This is a genomic window from Petropleomorpha daqingensis (assembly GCF_013408985.1).
Classification (GTDB): Bacteria; Actinomycetota; Actinomycetes; order Mycobacteriales; family Geodermatophilaceae; genus Petropleomorpha; species Petropleomorpha daqingensis.
The window spans coordinates 2,755,590-2,775,535 of the sequence record NZ_JACBZT010000001.1; the positions used below are offsets into that span (position 1 = coordinate 2,755,590).

Sequence of the window (19,946 nt, forward strand, 5' to 3'; positions counted from 1 at the left end):
CCGGCACAGCGCGTCGATCCCGTCGTCCGTCCTGTCCTCGCCGTGGCCCCGGAGCAGGTGGCGCGCCAGCACGACCGCATCCGCGCCCTGGCCAACGCCGGCGCGGTGCTGCACCTCGGCGCGCACCCGGACGACGAGGACAGCGGCATGGTCGCCTACATGTCCCGCCGGCACGCGGCGCGCACCGTCTACTGGTCGGCCACGCGGGGCGAGGGCGGGCAGAACCGCCGCGGCCCGGAGCGCAACGAGGCGCTCGGCGTGGTCCGCACCTGGGAGAGCCTCGACGCCCGCCGGCTGGACGGCGGCGAGGTGCTCTACGGGCCGTTCTACGACTTCGGGTTCTCCAAGAGCGGCGAGGACACCCTGCGCCGGTGGGGCCGCGACGCCGTGGTCGGCGAGGTGGTCCGCGCGATCCGGTCGGTGCAGCCGCTGGTGGTGGTCTGCCGGTGGTCCGGGACGGCGGACGACGGGCACGGCCACCACCAGGCCGTCGGCCTGGTCGCCGAGGAGGCGTTCGACGCGGCCGCCGATCCGGAGCGGTTCCCGGAGCTCGGGCTGCCGCCGTGGCGGGCGGCGAAGCTCTACCGGTCGGTGGCCGGCGACTGGCAGCCCGGGGAGGACGGCAGCTTCGGCGTCCTCGTGCCGGAGTACGAGCAGGCCGGCTACCTGCGCCTGGACACCGGCGAGGTCGACCCGGTCGCCGAGGTGAGCTACCAGGAGCAGGCGCACACCGCGGTCAACCGGCACCGCTCGCAGGGCATCGGCTTCGTGCCCGAGCCGGGGCCGTACTTCTACTACTACCGCCTGGTCCGCAGCCCGAGCGCGCCGCCGAGCAGGGAGGCGAGCTTCTACGACGGCCTCGATCCGCTGCTCACCGGCCTCGGCGACGACCCCCGGCTGACCGCCGCCCGCGCCGCCCTCGAGACGGCGGCGGAGAACTTCCGGCCCGACCGCCCCACCGCCTGCCTGCCCCGGCTGGTCGAGGCGTGGGAGGCGCTGAGCGCCCTCGAAGCGGTCGAGGACGACGAGGCGCTCGCCCGCTACCTCACCCGCCGCACCGCCGAGATCGAGGAGGTGGTCGCCGGGTTCCTCTCGGTCCGCGTCGAGTGCCTCGCCGACCGCGCCCGGATCACGCCGGGCCGCGAGGTCCGGGTCGTCGTCCGCGTCTGGGGCGGCGCGGACCCGGTCGACGTCGAGAAGGTGGAGCTGCACGTCCCCGACGGCTGGCTCGCCGTCCGCACGTCCGCCGACGACGGCCCGCCGCACCCCTCGCACACCGCGCAGCACGAGGTCGTCTACCTCGTCACGGTGCCCGCGGACGTCGAACCGCAGGCGCCCTACTGGCTGCGCGCACCCCGCGGGCCGTACCGCTACGCGTGGCCGGAGCGCTCGCCGTCACTCGGTCAGCCCCTGGACGAACCGCTCGTGTGGACCGAGGTCGTCGTCCGCGGGGCCGGCGCCACCTGCACCGTGCGCAGCGCGGCGGTGCAGCGCAGCGGGTTCCCCGGCGGCTCGCGGCTGCTGCCGCTCACCGTGCTGCCCCCGGTCGCGCTGAGTCCCCGCCAGCAGCGCGAGATCCTGCCGATCACCGGCCTGCAGCGGGTGCTCGACCTCGACGTCACCGTGCAGTGCATCGAGCCCGACGGCGCCCGGGCGGTGCTGACCCCCGTCGCCCCGGACGGGTGGACCGTCGACCCGCCCGCGCGGGAGGTGCTGCTCGGCGGCGCCGGCGACACCGTCACCCGCCGGTTCCGCGTGCACGTGCCGGCGTCGGCGGCGCCCGGCGGCTACGCGCTGCGCTACGAGCTGCAGTGCGGCGGGCGCAGCTACGACCTCGAGCTGCGGCCGGTCCGGCTGGGTGTGCCGGGCGCGACCGCGCCGCCGGACGAGCACACCGCGGTCGTCGAGGCATACCTGCTCCGCCCCGTGTCCGTGGCGGTCGACCTGGTCGACGCCCGGTTCATCAAGACGCTGCGCTACGGCTACGTGCACGGCCTGGAGGAGTCGATCGTGCCGTCGCTGGCGCGCTTCGAGCTCGACCTGGCCGAGGTCGGCGACGACCAGCTCGAGTTCGCCGACCTCGGCGAGTTCGACGCGATCGTCCTCGGCCCGAACGCCTACTCGGTGCGGCCCGCCGTCCGCCGCTCGGCCGCGCGGCTGCTCGACTTCGTCGCCCAGGGCGGCACGCTGGTCGTGCAGTACCAGACCTACGGCTACGACGTCGGAGGCCTCACCCCGTTCCCGGTCCGGTTCTCCCAGCCGCACGACCGGGTCACCGATCCGCAGGCGCCGGTCACGCTCGTCGACCCGGCGAACCCGGTGCTCACCGCGCCCAACGCGATCGGGCCGGCCGACTTCGACGGCTGGGTGCACGACCGCGGGCTGTACTTCCTGGGGGAGTGGGACCGCCGGTACACGCCGGTGCTGGCCAGCGCCGACGTCGGCGAGCCGCCCCGGGAGGGCGGGCTGCTCACGGCGTCGTTCGGGCGCGGCACCTACGTCTACGCCGCATACTCCTTCCACCGGCAGATCCCGGCCGGTGTGGCCGGCGCGGTGCGGCTGTTCGCCAACCTGCTCGGGCTGGCCGAGGTCCGGGTGCGCGAGCGGATGGCGCGGCTCGGCGAGCTCGAGCTGTTCCGGTTCATGACCGAGGCCCAGCTGTACGAGGCCGCGCGCAGCGTGTCCGAGCGCTGGGTCGACGCCGGCGCCTACCTGGCCCGCGAGGGCGAGCGCGGGCACGAGATGTTCATCCTGGTCGACGGCTCGGTCGAGGTCCTCCACGGGGAGGGTGACGGCGAGCGGCTCGTGCACGTCGCGGGGCCGGGGGAGGAGCTCGGCGAGCTGACGCTGCTGGCCGACATCCCGCGCTCGGCCAGCCTGCGCGCGGCCACCGACGTGGTCGTCCTGGTCATCCGGGACGACGCCCTGGAGGAGTGGCTGCAGCGCCACCCCGACCTGGGCCGCGGCATGATGCGCCGGCTCGCCCACCGGGTCGTCGAGACGACGGGCCAGCTGTCGTGAGCCTGCGCGGGGGGCTGCGGGTGGGCCTGCTGTGCCACCGCGGCGTCGGCGGCAGCGCGATGGTCGCCGTCGGGCTGGCCCGGCAGCTGGCCGCCCGCGGCCACGACGTGCACGTCGTCGCCCGCTCCACCCCGCCCGGGCTGGAGACGCCGCCGCCCGGGGTCAGGGTGCACCGGCTGACCGCCACCGACGACGTCACCACCCGGCTGGACGTCGACTGGACCACCGCCGAGCTGCACGGCCTGGCCGAGCTCGTCGCCTCCGTGGTGCAGCGCGAGCGGCTGCAGGTGCTGCACTTCCACTACGCCGTGCCGTTCGCGTGGGTGGTCCAGGACGTCGTCCGCCGGCTGGGGGAGGACCGCCCCGCCGTCGTCGGGACCCTGCACGGCACCGACGTGAGCGTCTTGGGACGGCGACCCGCCGTGCGCCGCAGGCTCGAGCCGGCGCTGGCCGCGCTCGACGCCGTCACCACGGTCTCCGACCACCACGCGGCGCTGGCGACGCGGATCTTCCGGCTGCCGGAACCGCCGGACGTGATCCCCAACTTCGTCGACCTCGACCGCTTCCGCACCGTCGCGCACCCGCCGGCGCACGGGCGGGCGCCCCGGCTGGTGCACGTCTCCAACTTCCGGCAGGTCAAGCGGCCCGAGAGCATGGCCCGCATCGCCGGACGCGTGCTCGCCGCCGCCCCGTCCGAGCTGTGGCTGGTCGGCACCGGCGAGCGGATGCCCGCCGTCGAGTCGATCCTCGAGGACCCCATCGCCGACGGGCGGGTGCGGCTGCTCGGCGTCCGGCTCGACGTCGAGAACCTGCTGCCGCACACCGACCTGCTGCTGGTCAGCAGCCGGATGGAGAGCTTCTGCCTCGTCGCGCTGGAGGCCATGGCCTCCGGTGTCCCCGTCGTCGCGCCGCGGGTCGGCGGGCTGCCCGAACTCGTCGAGCACGGGATCAGCGGGCTGCTGTTCGAGCCCGGCGACGAGGAGGGCGCCGCCCGGCTGGTGCTGGTCTACCTCGCCGACCCCGCTCTCCAGCGCCGGCTGAGCGCCGGTGCGCTCACCCGGGCCCGGAGCCTGTCCACCGCCGCGGTGATCCCGCGCTACGAGCGGCTCTACGCCGACGTGCTCGGGCGCACGCGGGACGACCTGACCCTGGCCGCCGCGGGGGAGTGACGGCGATGCGCACCCTCTTCGACCTCCTCGACACCGACTCCGGCCGGGAGTTCCTCGCCGAGCGCGGGCTGTTCACCGACGTCGACGAGTTCCGCGCCGCCCTCCGGCCGCCGGTCCGCGACGCCCTGACCGCCGCCGCGGGTCTGCCCACGGGTGCGCCGCTGGTGCACATCGGGCAGCAGGTCTGCGCCGACTACGCGCCGTGGACGCTGACCAAGTTCGTCGCGGGCGCGCAGCTCGCCGGCTACGACGACGCCGCCCCGGTGCTGCTCTGGCACGACATGTACTCCGCGGAGGCCGAGCGCTACGGCCAGCGGCTGGTGCTGCCGTCGGGCTCGAAGCTGCGCGGCATCTGGTTCGCGCCGCGCGCGGCCGGCGGCAGCGAGCCGCGGTTCGTCCCGGTCTCGCCGGCCACGCTCGACCAGGCCTTCCGCGAGCTGGGCGGCTGGCTGGAGCAGGCGGTCAAGGACCGGCCGAAGCCCGACCGCGCCGCGGCCCGGGAGCGGCTGGCCGCGCTCTCCGAGGCCGTGCACGCGGAGAAGCCCGAGACGCTCGGGGAGGTCGACGCCGCGTTCGCCACCTTCCTGCTGCGGGACCGGCTCGGCGTCTCGCTGCCCGCCGTGACCCTCTCGGCGGTGCTCGAGCAGGGCGCGTTCACCGAGTCGCTGGAGGCCTACCTCGAGCGGCGGGAGGACGTCGTCGCCGTCTTCAACGAGGCCGTCGCCGAGCTCGTCGCCCAGGACGTCGACCCGCAGGTCCGCCCGCTGCCCGAGGACCACCTGCCGCTGCACTACTCCTGCCCGACCGACGGCACCCGGCTGCGGCTGTCCCTCGTGGACGGCGCCGCGGCTGCCACGTGCCGGTGCGGCACCGGGTACCGCTTCGACCTGGGCGGCGGCCTCGGCGAGCTGGGCGCGACCGGCCGGTGGAGCCCCGACGTCTCGCTGCCGGTGCACTGCAACGACGCCGCGAGCGGCTGGGTCGTCGGCCGCAGCACCGCCCTCTACGGCCTCGTGCTCAACGCCGTGATCGACAGGGTGCTCGGCGGGCGGCCGATCCCGGGCTGGATCCCGCCGGACCTGTCCTCGGCGCCGCGTCCGGGCAGCGAGCCGCCGACGCTGCTGGTCGACCACCTGCTCGGCCCGTGAGCGTCGACGTCCTGGCCGTGGGGGCGCACCCCGACGACGTCGAGGTCGGCTGCGGCGGGGTGCTCGCGCTGTGCGCGCAGGCCGGGATGCGGGTGGCGATCGCCGACCTGACCGCCGGGGAACTCGGGACCCGTGGCACGCGTGAGCTGCGGGCGGACGAGGCCCGGCGGGCAGGGGACATCCTCGGCGTGCAGAGCCGGACGACCCTCGACCTGCCCGACGGCGGCCTGGGCCCCGAGCACCGGGCCGCCGTCGTCGGCCTGCTGCGCGACCTCCGGCCGCGGCTGGTGCTGGCGCCCTACCACCTCGACGACCGGCACCCCGACCACGCCGCCGCCGGCCGGCTGGTGCGCGACGCGGCCTTCCTGGCCGGGGTGGCCAAGTGGGGGGACGGCGACCCGCACCGCACGGCGCGGGTGCACCACTACATGCTGCACACCGTCTTCGAGCCGACCTTCGTCGTCGACGTGACGCCGGTGTGGGAGCAGCGCACCGCCGCGATCGCCGCGTTCGAGAGCCAGTTCTCCGCCGCGCCGGGCGACCGGCGGACGGCGATCGACGGCGGCGGCTTCCTCGAGCTGCTCGCCGCCCGCGCCCGGGTGTTCGGCGCGATGATCGGCGCGGCGTGGGGCGAGCCGTTCTCCTGCACCGGTCCGCTGGGTCTCGACCGGCTGCCCGACCTGCCCTCGGGCGAGGGCCCGGTCTACCGCTCGTTCATCTGAACGTTCCGCTGCCGGTGACCAGCCCCTACATTCCCCCCGTGGTCGCGCCAGCCCTCCTGGTCGTCGCTCCCGGCTCACCGGCCGAGCGCGTGGTCCCCATCCCCGATCGCATCTTCGTCGGGCGGCAGTGCGCCGGCATCGAACCGGAGCGGCGGGTGCTCATCGAGGACTACTCGGTGTCGCGCACGCACCTGGAGATCCGGCTGGACGTCGAACGCAACCAGGCCTACGTCATCGACACCAGCACCAACGGCTCGTACCTGAACGGATCCCGGCTGGGCCGGGCGCTGGCCGAGATCATCCGGCCCGGCGACCGGATCACGGTGGGGGAGACCGAGCTGGAGTTCCGCTCCGACCGGTTCGCCGGCGACGCCCAGGACGACATGGGTGCGACCCGGTCGGCGATCACGCAGTCGACCATGATGTTCGTCGTCGGCGACATCACCAACTACTCGACGATCTCGCAGGTCACCGACGGCGGGGTGGTCGCCACGGCCCTGCAGTCGCTGTACGCGGAGCTGACCACGGTGCTCACCGGGCACCGCGGCACGCTCAGCAGCTACGCCGGCGACGCGCTCTACGCCGTCTGGGAGCTCAAGCACATCCCCGACGCCAACGCGCTGGCCGTCGACTTCGCCCTCGCCGTCCACCAGCGTGTGCTCGAGGTGGCGCCGCAGCTGCCGCTGCGCGGCCCGGACGGCGCGCCGGTGCAGATGGGCTGGGGCGTCGTCCGCGGGCCGGGCACCGTGATCGGCCTGCCGCACTCGGCGGTGAGCGTGCTCGGCGACGCCACCAACCTGGCTTTCCGGCTCTCCGGGATCTCCGGCCGGCAGGGCCACGCCCCGGTGCTCGTCACCGAGGTGGCGCGGGAGGCCGTCGTCGACCGGTTCGTCTGGGGTGAGCCGGTGCGGGTGCCGACCAAGGGCCGCACCGGCGAGGAGACGGTCTACCCCCTGCTCGGCCGCGCCTGACCCACCGAAACGGTGGTTTCGCGTGCTTAACCGCGCGCGGTTAAGCACGCGAAACCACAGAGGGATCGAGGACCCTGCCCTGCAGCTGCGCCGGCAGCTCCGACCGCGTCGGGATGCACAGCTTCTGGAAGACGTGCGTCAGGTGCGTCTCCACCGTGCGCCGGGTGACGTACAGCTCTTGCGCGATCTCCGGGTTGCTCAGCCCGCGAGCGGCCAGGACGGCGACCCGGTGCTCGGCCGGGGTGAGCGACTCGACCCCGCTGACCGCGGTCCGCCGTGGCCGCGCGCCGCAGGCGTGCAGCTCGTCGCGGCTGAGCCGGGCCAGCCGCTGCAGACCGCCGCGGTCGGCCAGGTCCAGCGCCCGGCGCAGCACGTCGCTCGCCTGCTCGCGGCACCCGGTCCGCGCCAGCGCGGTGCCGAGGTCGACCAGCGCGCGCACGTGCTCCAGCTGCGCGGGGGAGTCGGCCAGGACGGCGACCGCCTGCTGGAGCAGCCCGACGGCCTCGTCGCGGTCCGCCGCCCGGGCCAGCGCCCGCAACCCGGCACCGCGCGGCTCGGGCAGCCCCACCCGCGCGGCCAGCTCCAGGTGCTCGACCGCCAGCCGCCGCGCCCCCGCCCGGTCGCCCAGCGCCACGAGGGCCTCCGCGTCGACCACCCGCCAGGCGGCCAGCGCCGGGTGCGCGAACCCGAGCTCCGCCCACCGGCGACCGGCCTGCGCCGCATCGGCGTGCGCCTCGGCCGGGCGGCCCTGGGTCAGCCGCAACCGGGCCCTGCTCTCCAGCAGCACCGCACCGGCCAGGGCCCCGGCCGGCGGGTCGCCGAGCAGACCGGTCCGGACGAGCACCGCGTCGGCGCCCGTGGGGTCGTCCAGCTCGGTCAGCGCGTCGACCAGCGGGAACACCGACCACATCAGCGCCGGGAGCGGGCTGCTGTGCAGCTTGTACTCCCACGACAGCCGGGCGTCCGTCTCGGCCTCGCGCACCCGCCCGGCGTGCACGTACGCGATCGCCCGCATGAAGCTGCCGTGCGCCAGGGCGATCAGCCAGCCCCGCGGCCGCGCCACGTCGATCAGCCCTGCGCACAGGGCCTCGGCGGTGGCCAGGTCGCCGCAGGTGATGAAGGCGATCTTGGCGCAGCTGCCGAGGATCGTGTCGGCCTCCGGGAAGGTGCCGTCGTCCTGCAGGGCCGCGTACAGGTGGTCGAGCGCTTCGGCCGCCGGGCGGGCGTCGGCCGCGGCCTGCCACCCGGCGAGGATCCGCCACAGCCACGTCGCGCCGGTCTCCGGTGATGCGGCGCGCACCCGCTCCCGCGCCTCCTCCGCCGTCCAGGACTGCAGCAGGGCGACGCCGACGAGCTCGGCCTCGAGCCGGATCGCCAGCGCCGGCGTCGTGCCGGTGGCCAGCCCGCTGCGGCAGACCGCGATCGCGGCCTCGAAGTGGCCGGCGAACGCGAGGGCCCGGCCGGCCGCGAGCGCGATCCGGGCCTGCTGGTCGGGTGTGTCGGCGAGCGCGACGGCCTGGCTCAGCTGCTCGAGGGACTCCGGGCTCAGGCGGGCGGCGAGCGCCTGGCCCAGCTCGCTGCGCAGGTCCGCCTCGGCCGCCCGGCTGTCCGGCGGCTCGGCGAGGGCGCGGCGCAGGAACACCACGGCGCTGTCCGGCGCCCCCCGGGCCGTCGCGTGGTCGGCGGCGATCCGCAGCCGGCCGACCGTGGCCAGCTCGCCGAACGGCTCGGTGTGCAGCAGGTGCAGCGCGACCAGCTCCGGATCGGCCCGCTCGTACTCGAGCAGCCGGGCGGCGGCGCCGTGCCGGAGCCCCCGCTCGCCCGGGGGCAGCGCGTTGTAGAGGGCGCCCATCACCAGCGGGTGCGCGAACGCGTACTGCCCACCCTCGGCCACGAGCAGCCCGGTGGCCCGCAGCTGGTCGGCCAGCCGCAGCGCGACCGGCGGCGCGAGCCCCGCCAGGGCGCCCGCCTGCCGCAGCGGGGCGTCGCGGCCCAGGACGGCGAAGGCGATCGCCAGCTCGCCCGCTCCGGCGGGCAGCCGGGCCAGCTGCTGCCGCACGCTGCGCGCGACCTGCTCCGGCCCGAACGCGGTCAGCGTGGTCGCCACGTCGGCGCTCGGCGCCAGCCCCTCGGCGAGCAGGTGGTCGAGCAGCGCGTGCAGCAGGAACGGGTTGCCCCCGGTGACCTCGTGGCAGGCGCGCACGAAGGCCGGCCCGGCGTCGGGCAGCCGCTCCCGGACCAGCTCGGCGACGGCGTCCGGCCCGAGCGGCCGCGGCCGGATCGGTGCCGCCGGCACCGCGAGCAGGAGCTGGGTGAGGACGTCGGCGTCGGCCGGTTCCTCCCCGGTCCGGACGGCGCACAGGACGGCGAGCGGCAGGTCGGCCAGCTGCCCGGTCAGCTGCACCAGCCACCGCAGGGACGGCGCGTCGGCCCAGTGCACGTCGTCGACGACCAGCACCGTCGGCGAGCGATCGGCCAGCCCGGCCACCAGCCAGGAGAGCCCGTAGGCCGCGGCGTGCGCGGCGTCCCCGCGCAGCGGCGGCAGGTCGGGGTCGGGTTCGAGGACCCGCCGGGCCAGCGCGGCCGCGCCGACCGCCAGCCCCTCCCAGTCGGGGCTGCGCAGCACCGGGCCGAGCAGCTGCCGGGCGATGCCCCAGCCGGCGCTCGACTCCAGCGGAGCACCGCGGGCCGACAGCACCCGGAAGCCCCGGCTGCCGGCCAGCTCCGCGGTGTGCGCGAGCAGGCTGGACTTGCCGATCCCGGCCGGCCCGTCGACGAGCACCGTGCAGCCGGCCCCGGCGCGCACCGAGGTCAGATGCCGGTCGAGCGCCGCCGTTTCCACGTCGCGCTCCAGCAACACGGGCGCCACGCGGGGGAGTGTGTCCCTGCCTGCGGCGATCCGCCACGGTCCGTCGTCCCAAAACTCGTGGTGCCTCCACGATCCCCGGGGGCCGGGCCGCCGCCACCCTCGTTTCGCATGACGACCACCATGTCCCAGCAGGAGTACTCCCTGCAGCGCAGCGCCCTCGAGTACGACCGGCTGCGTGCGCAGGCCCGCACGTGGGAGTCCGCAGCCGAGACGGTCCTCGACCGGGTGCGGCCGCGGCCCGGCGGGTCGGCCCTGGACGCCGGCTGCGGCCCCGGCGAGACGATGCGTCTGCTCGCGCGCCGGGTCGGCCCGCACGGCACGGTCACCGGCATCGACGTCGACGCCGCGCTCGGCGCGGTGGCCGAGCGGAGCCTGCACGCCGAGGGCTACCCCCAGGTCCGGTTCGTGGCGGCCGACCTCTCCGTGGACGAACCGGTCCCCGGCGGCCCGTACGACGTCGTCTACGCGCGCCTGCTGCTGTTCCACCTGCCGCAGCGGGTCGCCGTCCTGGCCCGGTTGTGGGACGCCGTCGCGCCCGGCGGCGCACTGGTGGTGCAGGAGTACGACCTCGGCGCGATCGACCTCGTGCCGCCGCTGCCCAGCGTCGAGGAGGTGAGGCGGGTGATCTGCGAGACGTTCCTCGCGCTCGGCTGCGACATCCGCGCGGGATTCCACCTGTCCCAGCTGTTCGGCGAGGCCGGGATCGGCGCGCCCGACGGCACCGACGTCGCCGGCCGGATCGAGCCGCTGGCCACCGGGCAGCGGATCCTGTCCGCGACGTTCTCCAGCGTGCTCCCGGCCGCGCTCGCCCACGGCGTCACCGGTGAGGCGGAGGCCGACGCGACGCTGGCGGCGCTGGCCCGCGATGCCGACCGCCTGCCCGACGCCAGCCTCTTCTGGCCGCTGATGCTCAGCGCCTGGAAGCGCAAGGAGGTATCAGCGGGCGGGCCGTCCCCTCGGTAGGGCAAGAGGAGCGAGGAGGTGCGATCGTGTGGCGCCGACGCCCGCCCCGGCCCGCGCCTGTCCGGGACCCCGTTCTCGACGTCGAGCGGATCCGGCGGCACTTCGACTTCCCGGCGACCGGCCGGGTGGTCACGAACAACGCGGCGAGCACCCAGCCGCCGCGCGAGCTGCTGGAGCTCTACGGCTCGCTGACGCCCTCCTACGAGAACGTGCACCGCGGCCAGTCCACCGCCTCGCAGCGCACCACCCAGCTGTTCGAGGAGTCCTACGACACCATCGCGAGCTGGCTGAACGCGCCCAGCCGCCGCAGCATCGCCTGCTACCGGAACACCACCGAGGCGATCAACGCAGTGCTGTACTCGCTGCTCACCGAGTTCCGGGACGGCGACAACGTCGTCACCACGCTGATGGAGCACAACTCCGACTTCGTGCCCTGGTACGCGCTGAGCCGCGAGATCCTGCCGCGCTTCGGCCGCCGGGTGCAGTGCCGGGTGGCGCGCTTCGACCACCGCACCGGGGCGCTCGACCTCGACCACCTGGCCTCGCTGGTCGACGAGCGCACGAAGCTGGTGTGCGTCACCGGGGCGTCGAACTTCCTGGGCACCAAGCCGCCGCTGGACGTCGTCCGGGCGATCGCCGACGGCAGCGGCTACCTGCAGCCGTCGGGTGAGCGTCGATCGCTGCTGCTGGTCGACGGCGCGCAGCTGGTGCCCAGCAGCAGCGTCGACGTCCAGGCCCTCGACGTGGACTACCTGGCCTTCTCCTTCCACAAGGTGCTCGCGCCGTTCGGCGTCGGCGTGCTCTACGCCAAGGAGCACCTGCTCGAGCAGTCCCTGCCCTTCCTGTACGGCGGCGACATGATCGCCGAGGGCCAGGTCGCACCGGATCTCGTGCAGTACAACTGCCTGCCCTGGAAGTACGCGGCCGGCACCCCGAACATCCTCGGGACGATCGTCTCGGCCCAGGCGCTGCGGCTGGTGCTGGACCTGGTGGACGGCGCCTCCCACTGGTTCGGCACCGCCGGGCCGCTGCCGCGCGCGGTCGTCGAGTCGGCGATGGCCCGCATCGGGCAGCACACCCGGGCGATGACCGACCGGGCTCATGCCGGGCTGCAGGAGATCCCCGGCCTCACCGTCTACGGACCCGCGCTCGGCGAGCCGCGCTCCCCGCTGCTCGCGTTCACCCTTGCCGGGATGGATCCGATGGCGATCGCCGCCGGCCTGAACCGTCTGGGGATCGAGTCGCGGGCGGGCTGCCACTGCGCCACGCTCGCGCACCGCGAGCTGGGGCTCACGCCACCGGCCAGCTGCCGGCTCAGCTTCGCGCTCTACACCAGCGCGGACGACGTCGACGCGGCGCTGGGGGCGCTGCGCCGCGTGGCCGGCGCCCGGCGACCTCAGCCGGTGGGGCAGAGGTAGGGGTGGGGGATAGGTCACCCGACCGATGTGACGCGGACGGCCTTACCGCCACCCTTCTCGCGTGACACAGGACACCCGGAGGAGCGGTGAGATGGTGATCTGCGCCGAGATGCCGGCCGGTCCGGCCGCCGGGTTCCGCGACGACCGGATCCGGCCGGGAACCCGCCGCCTGCTGCGCGCCTTCGCGACGCTCACCGCGCTGGCCAGCTTCAGCCTGCTCGTGCTCGGGCACACCGAGCGGTTCTGGCCGTGGCAGATCAAGAGCCCGGCGACCGTCGGCTTCCTCGGCGCCGCCTACGCCGCCGGCTGCCTGCTCTCGGTGCTGTCGCTGCGCCAGCGGTCCTGGACGAAGGTCCGCGTCGCCGTCGCGACGGTCACCGTGTTCTCGTTCCTGACGCTGATCGCGACGATCGTCCACGCGCACCGGCTGCACCTGCACGACGCGGATCCGCTGGCTCGGGGCGCCGCGTGGTTCTGGATCGCCGTCTACGTCGCCGTCCCGCTGATCGGCGTGGTCGTGATCGGGCGGCAGGAGGAGGGCCGCGCGCGGCGCGACGTCGTCCTGCGGCCGCTGCCGACCGGGCTGCGGATCTCCCTCGCCGGGCAGGGGATCGTGCTGTTCACCGCCGGGGCGATCCTGTTCCTCGGCGGCCTGACCTGGCACCACGGCATGTCGACCATCGGGATCTGGCCGTGGCAGCTGACCCCGCTGTCCGCCGAGGTGCTCGGTGCCTGGCTGGTGGCGTTCGGCGTCGGCGCCGGGCTGGTGCTGGCCGAGCGCGACCTGGCGCGGCTCCGGGTGCCGGCGATCGCCTACACCGCGTTCGGCGGCTTCCAGCTGGCCGCCCTGCTGGCGAACGGCTCGCTGATGTCCGCCGCGCGGTGGGGCTACGCCCTCGTGTACGCCGTCGTCCTGCTCACCGGCGCCTACGGCTGGTGGCTGACCAGCCCCCGGCGCGGGGCGTGGCGGTTCGTGTGACGGGGCGGCCCGGGCCGGCCGGCGTGCGACCGGCCCGGACCTCCGTCGCTCAGCGCAGGTCGAACCGGTCCAGGTTCATGACCTTGTCCCACGCGCTGACGAAGTCGCGCACGAACTTCTCCTGCGCGTCGTCGGCGGCGTAGACCTCGGACAGCGCGCGCAGCTCAGAGTTCGACCCGAACATCAGGTCGGCGGCGGTCGCCGTCCACCTCACGTCGCCACCGGAGCGGTCGCGGGCCTCGTAGACGTTCTCCTCCGCGGCGGAGACCTTCCACTCCGTCCCCATGTCGCAGATGGTGACGAAGAAGTCGTTCGTCAACGTCCCGGGCCGGTCGGTGAACACGCCGTGCCGGGTGCCCTGGTAGTTGGCGCCCAGAGCCCGCAGGCCGCCGACCAGCACGGCCATCTCCGGCGGCGTCAGGTTCAGCATGTACGCCCGGTCCACCAGCAGGTGCTCCGGAGGCAGCTTCTCCCCGGGGCGCAGGTAGTTGCGGAAGCCGTCGTACTTCGGCTCCATCACCCTGAACGACTCGACGTCGGTCTGCTCCTGCGAGGCGTCCGTGCGGCCCGGCGCGAACGGCACCGTGATCTGGTGGCCGGCGTCGCGGGCCGCCTGCTCGACGGCCGCGCAGCCGCCCAGCACGATCAGGTCGGCGAGGGAGACCTTCTTGCCGCCGGCGCTGAACTCCTGCTGGATGCGCTCCAGCGTCGGCAGCACGCGCTGCAGCTCGTCGGGCTCGTTGCTCGCCCAGTTCTTCTGCGGCTCGAGGCGGATCCGCGCGCCGTTGGCGCCGCCGCGCTTGTCGGTGCCGCGGAAGCTCGCCGCCGCCTTCCAGGCGGTGGAGACCAGCTGCGAGATAGACAGCCCCGAGTCCAGCAGCGTGCGCTTGAGCGCGGCGACGTCGTCGTCCCCGATGAGCTCGTGGTCGACCGCCGGAACCGGGTCCTGCCAGATCTGCGGCTCCGGGACCCACGGGCCGAGGTAGCGCGAGACCGGGCCCATGTCGCGGTGCAGCAGCTTGTACCAGGCACGGGCGAACGCGTCGGCGAACTGCTCCGGGTGCTCGAGGAAGCGCCGGCCGATCTCGTCGTAGACCGGGTCGGCGCGCAGCGCCAGGTCGCTGGTGAGCATGGTCGGCTTGCGCGAGGGCTGGTTGGTCTCGGGGTCCGGGATGATGTCCGGCGCGTCCTTGGCCACCCACTGCTTGGCACCGGCCGGGCTCTCGGAGAGCTCCCACTCGTAGCCGTACAGCGTCTCGAGGAAGCTGTTGTCCCACTTCGTGGGCGTGGGGGTCCAGGTGACCTCCAGGCCGCTGGTGATGGTGTCCCGGCCCTTGCCGCTGCCGAAGCTGTTCTTCCAGCCCAGGCCCATCTGCTCGAGCGGGGCGGCCTCCGGCTCCGGCCCGACGTACTCCTCCCCGGACGCCGCGCCGTGGGTCTTGCCGAAGGTGTGGCCGCCGGCGATGAGCGCGAACGTCTCCTCGTCGTTCATGGCCATGCGGCGGAAGGTCTCCCGGATGTCCCGGGCCGAGGCGAGCGGGTCCGGGTGGCCGTTGGGCCCCTCCGGGTTGACGTAGATCAGGCCCATCTGGACCGCGCCCAGGGGCCCGGACAGCTCGCGGTCACCGCTGTAGCGCTCGTCGCCGAGCCAGGTGTCCTCGGGACCCCAGTAGATCTCCTCCGGCTGGTAGATGTCCTCGCGGCCGAAGCCGAAGCCGAACGTCTGGAACCCCATCGACTCCAGGGCGACGTTGCCGGCCAGGACGATCAGGTCGGCCCAGGAGAGCTTGTTGCCGTACTTCTTCTTGATCGGCCAGAGCAGCCGGCGGGCCTTGTCCAGGCTGACGTTGTCCGGCCAGCTGTTGAGCGGGGCGAAGCGCTGCGCGCCGCTGCCGCCGCCACCCCGGCCGTCCTCGATGCGGTACGTGCCGGCCGAGTGCCAGCTCATCCGGATGAACAGGCCGCCGTAGTGGCCGAAGTCGGCCGGCCACCAGTCCTGGGAGTTCGTCATCACCTCGACGAGGTCGCGCTTGAGCTCCTCGACGTCGAGCGTCGCGAACTCCGCCGCGTAGTCGAAGTCCTCGCCCATCGGGTTGGACCGGGGGTTGTGCGCCCGGAGCACCGACAGGTCGGGCTGGTTGGGCCACCAGTCCTTGTTGGTCCGGGGCCGGTTCGCTGCCGGCTTGGGGCTGGGGATGCCCGGGTTTTCGCTCTCGCTGACGCTCTCGGTCACGTCGATCCCTCTTCTTGGCTCGCTGGTGGGACGGGGCGGCTCGTCGCGCGCGGGGTAAGCCTCTCGTCATTCAATGCCGCGTTGCACACCGGGCATAGCCCCCAGGAGACGATCTCGGTCCGTTCCAGCTCGAAACCGGTGTCGTCCGCGGGGGATCGGCAGGCAGCGCTGCCGACGACGCTATCGACATCGTCGGTCAGCGCGCGCAGCACGTCGTGGACGCACCTGGTGGGAGACCCGGTCGAGCCGGACCCGCGCCGGCCCGAGCAACCCTCAGGCAGCGAGCAGCTTGAGGATCGACTGGCTGGACTGGTTGGCGTTGGCGAGCATGGCCGTGCCGGCCTGGGTGAGCACGTTCAGCCGGCTCATGGTGGTGAACTCGGCGGCCATGTCGGTGTCCTGGATCCGCGACTCGGACGCCGTCGCGTCCTCGACCGCACCCTGCAGCCGGGTGATCGTGTGCTCGAACCGGTTCTGCACCGCACCGAGGTCGGCCCGCGTCGAGGAGATCCGCGCGATGGCCTTGTCGATCATGGTGATCGCCTGCGCCGCGCCGCTGTGCCCGTAGTACATCGGCGACAGCAGGTCGGCGTCGGCGAGCGTCGACCCGGCGGCGGGGACGTCGCCGTTGAAGACCAGCTGGGCCGGCGAGGCGCCGAACGGGTAGCCGGTGAGGCCGAGGTCGGTGAGGGCCTTCTGGTTCAGCTTGAGCAGGTAGTCGCTCTGGGTCACCGCGCCGGTGTAGTCGACCGAGCCCAGGTCGAACGTCTTGCCGTTGTAGGTGATCGTGCCCTCGAGGGCGCGGAAGTTCGCCTCGGCGGCGGGGGAGTTGACGTAGTCGCCGGTGAAGGAGATCCGGCCGGCGGAGGGGACGCCCTGCGCCGCGGAGACCGCCGCGGTCATCGACGCGGGCAGCTGCACCGAGTCGCGGACGTCGAGGCCCAGCAGGTCGAGCCCCTTGCGGTCCATGCCCCGGGCGCCGCCGCCGATGGTCACGGGGATCGTCTGGCCGGAGTAGGCGCCCACCTGGAACAGGCCCGCGTACCGACCGTCGAGCAGGTTCACGCCGTTGAACGCCGTCCGCGCGGCGATGGTGTCGAGCTGGTCACCGAGCTGGTTCAGCTCGGCCTGCACGTTGGTGCGGGCGTCCAGGTCCAGGACGGCGTCGTTGCCGGCCTGCACCGCGAGGTCGCGCATGCGCTGCAGGATCGTCGTCTGGTTGCCGAGCGCGCCGTCGGCGATCTGCAGGACGCTGACGCCGTCCTGGGCGTTGCGCACCGCCCGGGACATGCCGCCGATCTGCGACTTCAGCCCCTCGGAGATGCCGAGCCCGGCCGCGTCGTCGGCCGCGCGGGTGATCCGCAGTCCGGTCGCGAGCCTGCGCTGCGACTGCTCCAGCGCCGAACTGGTGCGCTGCAGGCTGTGGTACGCCGTCATCGAGGCGAGGTTGGTCACCACGCTCATGCCCATGTCGCGGCCTCCGTGCCGTTGTCCGGTCCCTGCACCCGCTGCATCCGTGCCGCGGGGTCGTGCGTGTCTGCCAACGGCGCCCGGACGTGCGCTGTTGACCCGAACGCCGGATCCGGGACAGCTGTGACTCGTGGTGCGGGAGAGCCCGACCCGTCCCGACGGGCAGGCCTCAGCGGACCGCCGGCAGGGGCGCGGTGCGGCAGTCGTCGGCGTCGGCAGACGGGCAAGGGACCAGGTCGGGCAGGCGGAAGGACCGGGTGCCCCCGTGGACGACGACGCTGGCGTGCCACTCGAACCGCGTCGGGCTCTGCGCGCCGACCCTCTCGTCCGGCCCGGCGACCGTCAGCGTCGTCCAGTCCGGCGTCGTCCCGGCGGCCACCGCCATGATCCGCAGCTGGCCGCGCAGGCCGGGAAGGGCCCGGCTCCGGTCCTCGTACGGCAGCGCGGCCGCGGCGCGGTAGATCACGCCCGGAAGAGCGCGCCGGGGGGCGCCCGGATACCTGCTCAGTCGACGAAGGGGACGTCCCGGGCCGGCAGGGCGGCGGCATGCGCGACGACGTGGTCGACCAGGCCGTAGGCCAGCGCCTCCTCGGGGCTGAACCAGCGGTCGCGGTCGGAGTCGCGCTCGATCTGCTCGACCGGCTGCCCGGAGTGCTGCGCCTGCAGCTCGTTGACCTCCCGCTTGAGCCTGCCGAACAGCTCGGCCTGGATCGCGATGTCGGACTGCGTGCCACCGACCCCGGCCGAGGGCTGGTGCATCATCACGCGGGTGTGCGGCAGCGCGTAGCGCTTGCCCGGGGTGCCGGCGGTCAGCAGGAACTGGCCCATCGAGGCGGCCATCCCCATGCCGTAGGTCGCCACGTCGCAGTCGACGAAGCGCATCGTGTCGAACAGGGCCATGCCGGCGCTGACCGAGCCGCCCGGGGAATTGATGTACAGGTGGATGTCGCGCTTCGGGTCCTCGGCCGCGAGCAGCAGCATCTGCGCAGCCAGGGAATTGGCGATCTCGTCGTCCACCTGCTGGCCGAGGAAGATGATCCGCTCACGGAGCAGGCGGTCGTAGATGGCGTCGGTCAGGGTGTTCGCGCTGGTGGGCATCGGAATCCGTCCTCCGGGTCGAGTGCTGCGACGACTCCCGGAGTCTGCTCCGAATGGTCCCGATAATTCTCGGTCGATCCGCCCTTTACGCTTCGTGCTGAATTGTTGCGCCCTCGGCGAAAAGGCATTGACCGGGCGCTCACCAATAGCCTTTCGCGCCGTCGAGCTGCTCGCGCAGCAGGTCCAGGTGGCCGACGTGCCGGGCGGTCTCCTCGAGCATGTGCTGGAGGATCCAGCGCAGGCTGGCCTGCCGGAAGGCCGTGTTGGCGGCGACGTCGTCCAGGGACGCGCCCGCGACGATCTCGTTCGAGACGGCGCACTGCGCCGCGTACTCCTCGACCAGCTGCGCGAGCGGGACGTCGTCCACCACGAAGTCGGCGTCCTCCACGTCGCCGAACTGCGGGTTGACGTCGGCCGGCCGGTCGAGGAAGAGCACCTCGAACCAGCAGTGCTCGGTCCACCGCAGGTGCGAGACCAGCCCGGCGACGGTCATCCGCGGCGACGTCGGCAGCAGGACGCGGTGCGCGTCGGCCTCGGCGAGGCCCTCGCACTTCCAGGGCACGAGCGAGCGCTGCAGGTCGAGCCACCCGACCAGCTGGGTGCGTTCGTCGGCGACGAGGGGTGGTCGGCTGCGGGGCTGGGTCATGCGGGCGCAGGGTACGGACATCGGGGTCGGCCGGCGCCGGACCGGGCCCGCGGTCCGCTCAGGGCAGTCCGACCGCTCCGGCCACGCCGGCGACGGTGCCGCCGACCTGCTGCGCCACCGGCGCGGCGGCCTGGGCGACCGGGGCTGCGGCCTGGGCGACCGGGGCGACCGCCTGGGCGGCGGGCGGGGTCACGGGCGCGGCGGCCTGCGCGGCCTGCTGCGCCACCGGAGCGGCGGCCCGCGCGACCGGCGCGGTGACCGGGGCGACGGCTTGCTCGACGGGTTGCGTCACCGGGGCGACCGCCTGCTCGAGGGGCTGGGTGATCGGCTCGGTCACCGGCTGCACGACCGGCGCGACCGGCTGGGTCACCGGGTCGACGACCGGCGCCACCGGCTCGGTCACCGGTCCGAGCACGGGACCCGGCGCCGGCTCGCCGCCGGATGGCGTCCCGCCGCCCGAGGGGGTCCCGCCGCCCGAGGGGGTCCCACCTCCGGACGGCGTCCCACCCCTGGAGCCGAGCGAGCCACCGGATCCACCGGATCCGACCGAGCCTCCCGAGCCCCCGGAGCCCGGCGACGAGACCGAGCCGGGGGAGGAGCCCGAGCCGCCACCGGCCGGGACCGCGCTCGACCCGCCCGGGGAGGCCCCGCTGGGTCCGCCGGAGGCCGACGACGTCGTCCCGCCGGACAGGCCGGTGAGCAGGCCGGTCAGCACTCCGCCGCAGGACGAGCAGGAGCCGGACCCCCCGCCGCTCGGGCTGAGCATCGCGACCAGGTCCAGGGTCCCGTCCGTGGTCGTCGAACCGGACGACGCCGGTGGCTGTCCCGACGACCCGCCGCCCGGGGCAGCCGTGGCCGGCCGCCCGTGGTCCGGCGACGGGCCGATCGCGAAGGAGCCATCGGGCGGGGACGCCGCACCCGACAGGAAGATCGCGGCGAGCGCACCTGCGGTCAGCGCGGTGCTCGCGCCGAGCAGGGGAGCGACCGCTCGTTCGGTGGGCCAGACCCGGTGCCGGCCGCGCGGCGGCTCGACCCTGTGCTTCCCCTGGTACTGCGACATGCACGCTCCTGAAACGACGGCCGACGCCCGGCGCGAGCCGGGCACTGGTCCCCCCCGTCGGATCGCGAGAGTTCCCCGAGGCGGCGTCCCCAAACGACACGCCGGTCCGGGCGTGTCCCGCGGGGTCGCGCGGCGGGGGGCGCCCGGCGGTGTGTTCGCGCTAACATCCCGCCGGCGCA

General features: G+C 74.4%; 16 protein-coding genes. 8 read left to right on the forward strand and 8 right to left on the reverse strand.

Translation table 11 applies throughout. The annotated features are described in order from the left end of the window. The first annotated feature begins 42 nt into the window (after positions 1 to 42). From GGQ55_RS13550 to GGQ55_RS13570, 5 genes are read left to right on the forward strand one after another with little or no spacing between them, the layout of a single operon-like run. Complete coding sequence (locus tag GGQ55_RS13550) at positions 43 to 3,021, forward strand: cyclic nucleotide-binding domain-containing protein (RefSeq protein WP_179717494.1); 2,979 nt, start codon at positions 43 to 45, stop codon at positions 3,019 to 3,021. Next, on the forward strand, positions 3,018 to 4,190 hold the full coding sequence (gene bshA / locus GGQ55_RS13555) for an N-acetyl-alpha-D-glucosaminyl L-malate synthase BshA (RefSeq protein ID WP_179717496.1): 1,173 nt from the start codon (positions 3,018 to 3,020) through the stop codon (positions 4,188 to 4,190). The genes GGQ55_RS13550 and bshA overlap by 4 nt, the downstream gene beginning before the upstream one ends. Positions 4,191 to 4,195: 5 nt before the next feature. After that, positions 4,196 to 5,338: a hypothetical protein gene (locus tag GGQ55_RS13560; protein ID WP_179717498.1), complete on the forward strand. Its 1,143-nt coding sequence runs from the start codon at positions 4,196 to 4,198 to the stop codon at positions 5,336 to 5,338. Beyond that, the gene (gene bshB1, locus GGQ55_RS13565; RefSeq protein WP_218859274.1) at positions 5,335 to 6,060 is read left to right on the forward strand and encodes a bacillithiol biosynthesis deacetylase BshB1; all 726 of its coding nucleotides are present in this window, start codon (positions 5,335 to 5,337) and stop codon (positions 6,058 to 6,060) included. The genes GGQ55_RS13560 and bshB1 overlap by 4 nt, the downstream gene beginning before the upstream one ends. 38 nt (positions 6,061 to 6,098) lie before the next feature. Then, positions 6,099 to 7,031: an FHA domain-containing protein gene (locus GGQ55_RS13570; RefSeq protein WP_179717500.1), complete on the forward strand. Its 933-nt coding sequence runs from the start codon at positions 6,099 to 6,101 to the stop codon at positions 7,029 to 7,031. Positions 7,032 to 7,071: 40 nt separating this feature from the next. Here the strand turns inward: GGQ55_RS13570 and GGQ55_RS13575 are convergent, their stop codons facing one another. Continuing rightward, positions 7,072 to 9,900, reverse strand: a complete 2,829-nt coding sequence (locus GGQ55_RS13575; protein WP_179717502.1) for an ATP-binding protein — start codon at positions 9,898 to 9,900, stop codon at positions 7,072 to 7,074. Positions 9,901 to 10,008: 108 nt separating this feature from the next. On the opposite strand from GGQ55_RS13575, the gene GGQ55_RS13580 reads away from it, so the two are divergent. The 3 genes from GGQ55_RS13580 to GGQ55_RS13590 all read left to right on the forward strand — a co-directional run bounded on the left by GGQ55_RS13580 (position 10,009) and on the right by GGQ55_RS13590 (position 13,260). After that, positions 10,009 to 10,863 carry a class I SAM-dependent methyltransferase gene (locus GGQ55_RS13580; RefSeq protein ID WP_179717504.1) on the forward strand — a complete coding sequence of 285 codons (855 nt, stop codon included), beginning with the start codon at positions 10,009 to 10,011 and terminating at the stop codon, positions 10,861 to 10,863. A 26-nt stretch (positions 10,864 to 10,889) separates the two neighbouring features. Beyond that, positions 10,890 to 12,281, forward strand: coding sequence for an aminotransferase class V-fold PLP-dependent enzyme (locus GGQ55_RS13585; protein ID WP_179717506.1), 1,392 nt, complete (start codon positions 10,890 to 10,892; stop codon positions 12,279 to 12,281). Positions 12,282 to 12,342: 61 nt separating this feature from the next. Beyond that, positions 12,343 to 13,260: a hypothetical protein gene (locus tag GGQ55_RS13590; RefSeq protein ID WP_179717508.1), complete on the forward strand. Its 918-nt coding sequence runs from the start codon at positions 12,343 to 12,345 to the stop codon at positions 13,258 to 13,260. 49 nt (positions 13,261 to 13,309) lie between these two features. On the opposite strand, the gene katG is transcribed toward GGQ55_RS13590, so the two are convergent. From katG to GGQ55_RS13625, 7 genes are all read right to left on the reverse strand, one after another. Continuing rightward, entirely contained in the window at positions 13,310 to 15,493 is a 2,184-nt protein-coding gene (gene katG, locus GGQ55_RS13595; RefSeq protein WP_366489268.1) for a catalase/peroxidase HPI, read from the reverse strand. Continuing rightward, positions 15,490 to 15,705 carry a hypothetical protein gene (locus GGQ55_RS13600; RefSeq protein ID WP_179717510.1) on the reverse strand — a complete coding sequence of 72 codons (216 nt, stop codon included), beginning with the start codon at positions 15,703 to 15,705 and terminating at the stop codon, positions 15,490 to 15,492. Before GGQ55_RS13600 ends, katG begins: the two co-directional genes overlap by 4 nt. Positions 15,706 to 15,766: 61 nt before the next feature. Next, positions 15,767 to 16,957 carry a flagellin N-terminal helical domain-containing protein gene (locus GGQ55_RS13605; protein WP_179717512.1) on the reverse strand — a complete coding sequence of 397 codons (1,191 nt, stop codon included), beginning with the start codon at positions 16,955 to 16,957 and terminating at the stop codon, positions 15,767 to 15,769. Positions 16,958 to 17,132: 175 nt separating this feature from the next. After that, positions 17,133 to 17,429 carry a hypothetical protein gene (locus GGQ55_RS13610; protein WP_179717514.1) on the reverse strand — a complete coding sequence of 99 codons (297 nt, stop codon included), beginning with the start codon at positions 17,427 to 17,429 and terminating at the stop codon, positions 17,133 to 17,135. A 38-nt stretch (positions 17,430 to 17,467) separates the two neighbouring features. Beyond that, positions 17,468 to 18,061 carry an ATP-dependent Clp protease proteolytic subunit gene (locus tag GGQ55_RS13615; RefSeq protein ID WP_179717516.1) on the reverse strand — a complete coding sequence of 198 codons (594 nt, stop codon included), beginning with the start codon at positions 18,059 to 18,061 and terminating at the stop codon, positions 17,468 to 17,470. A gap of 139 nt (positions 18,062 to 18,200) precedes the next feature. Next, positions 18,201 to 18,707: a DinB family protein gene (locus GGQ55_RS13620; RefSeq protein ID WP_179717518.1), complete on the reverse strand. Its 507-nt coding sequence runs from the start codon at positions 18,705 to 18,707 to the stop codon at positions 18,201 to 18,203. Between the two features lie 58 nt (positions 18,708 to 18,765). Beyond that, positions 18,766 to 19,767, reverse strand: coding sequence for a hypothetical protein (locus GGQ55_RS13625; RefSeq protein WP_179717519.1), 1,002 nt, complete (start codon positions 19,765 to 19,767; stop codon positions 18,766 to 18,768). Positions 19,768 to 19,946: the final 179 nt, after the last annotated feature.

Coding starts and splice junctions, on each gene's coding strand:
- GGQ55_RS13560 (WP_179717498.1), top strand. CDS start 4,196: ATGCGCACCCTCTTCGACCTCCTCGACACCGACTCCGGCCGGGAGTTC.
- GGQ55_RS13580 (WP_179717504.1), top strand. CDS start 10,009: ATGACGACCACCATGTCCCAGCAGGAGTACTCCCTGCAGCGCAGCGCC.
- GGQ55_RS13605 (WP_179717512.1), bottom strand. CDS start 16,957: ATGAGCGTGGTGACCAACCTCGCCTCGATGACGGCGTACCACAGCCTG.
- GGQ55_RS13615 (WP_179717516.1), bottom strand. CDS start 18,061: ATGCCCACCAGCGCGAACACCCTGACCGACGCCATCTACGACCGCCTG.
- GGQ55_RS13620 (WP_179717518.1), bottom strand. CDS start 18,707: ATGACCCAGCCCCGCAGCCGACCACCCCTCGTCGCCGACGAACGCACC.
- GGQ55_RS13625 (WP_179717519.1), bottom strand. CDS start 19,767: ATGTCGCAGTACCAGGGGAAGCACAGGGTCGAGCCGCCGCGCGGCCGG.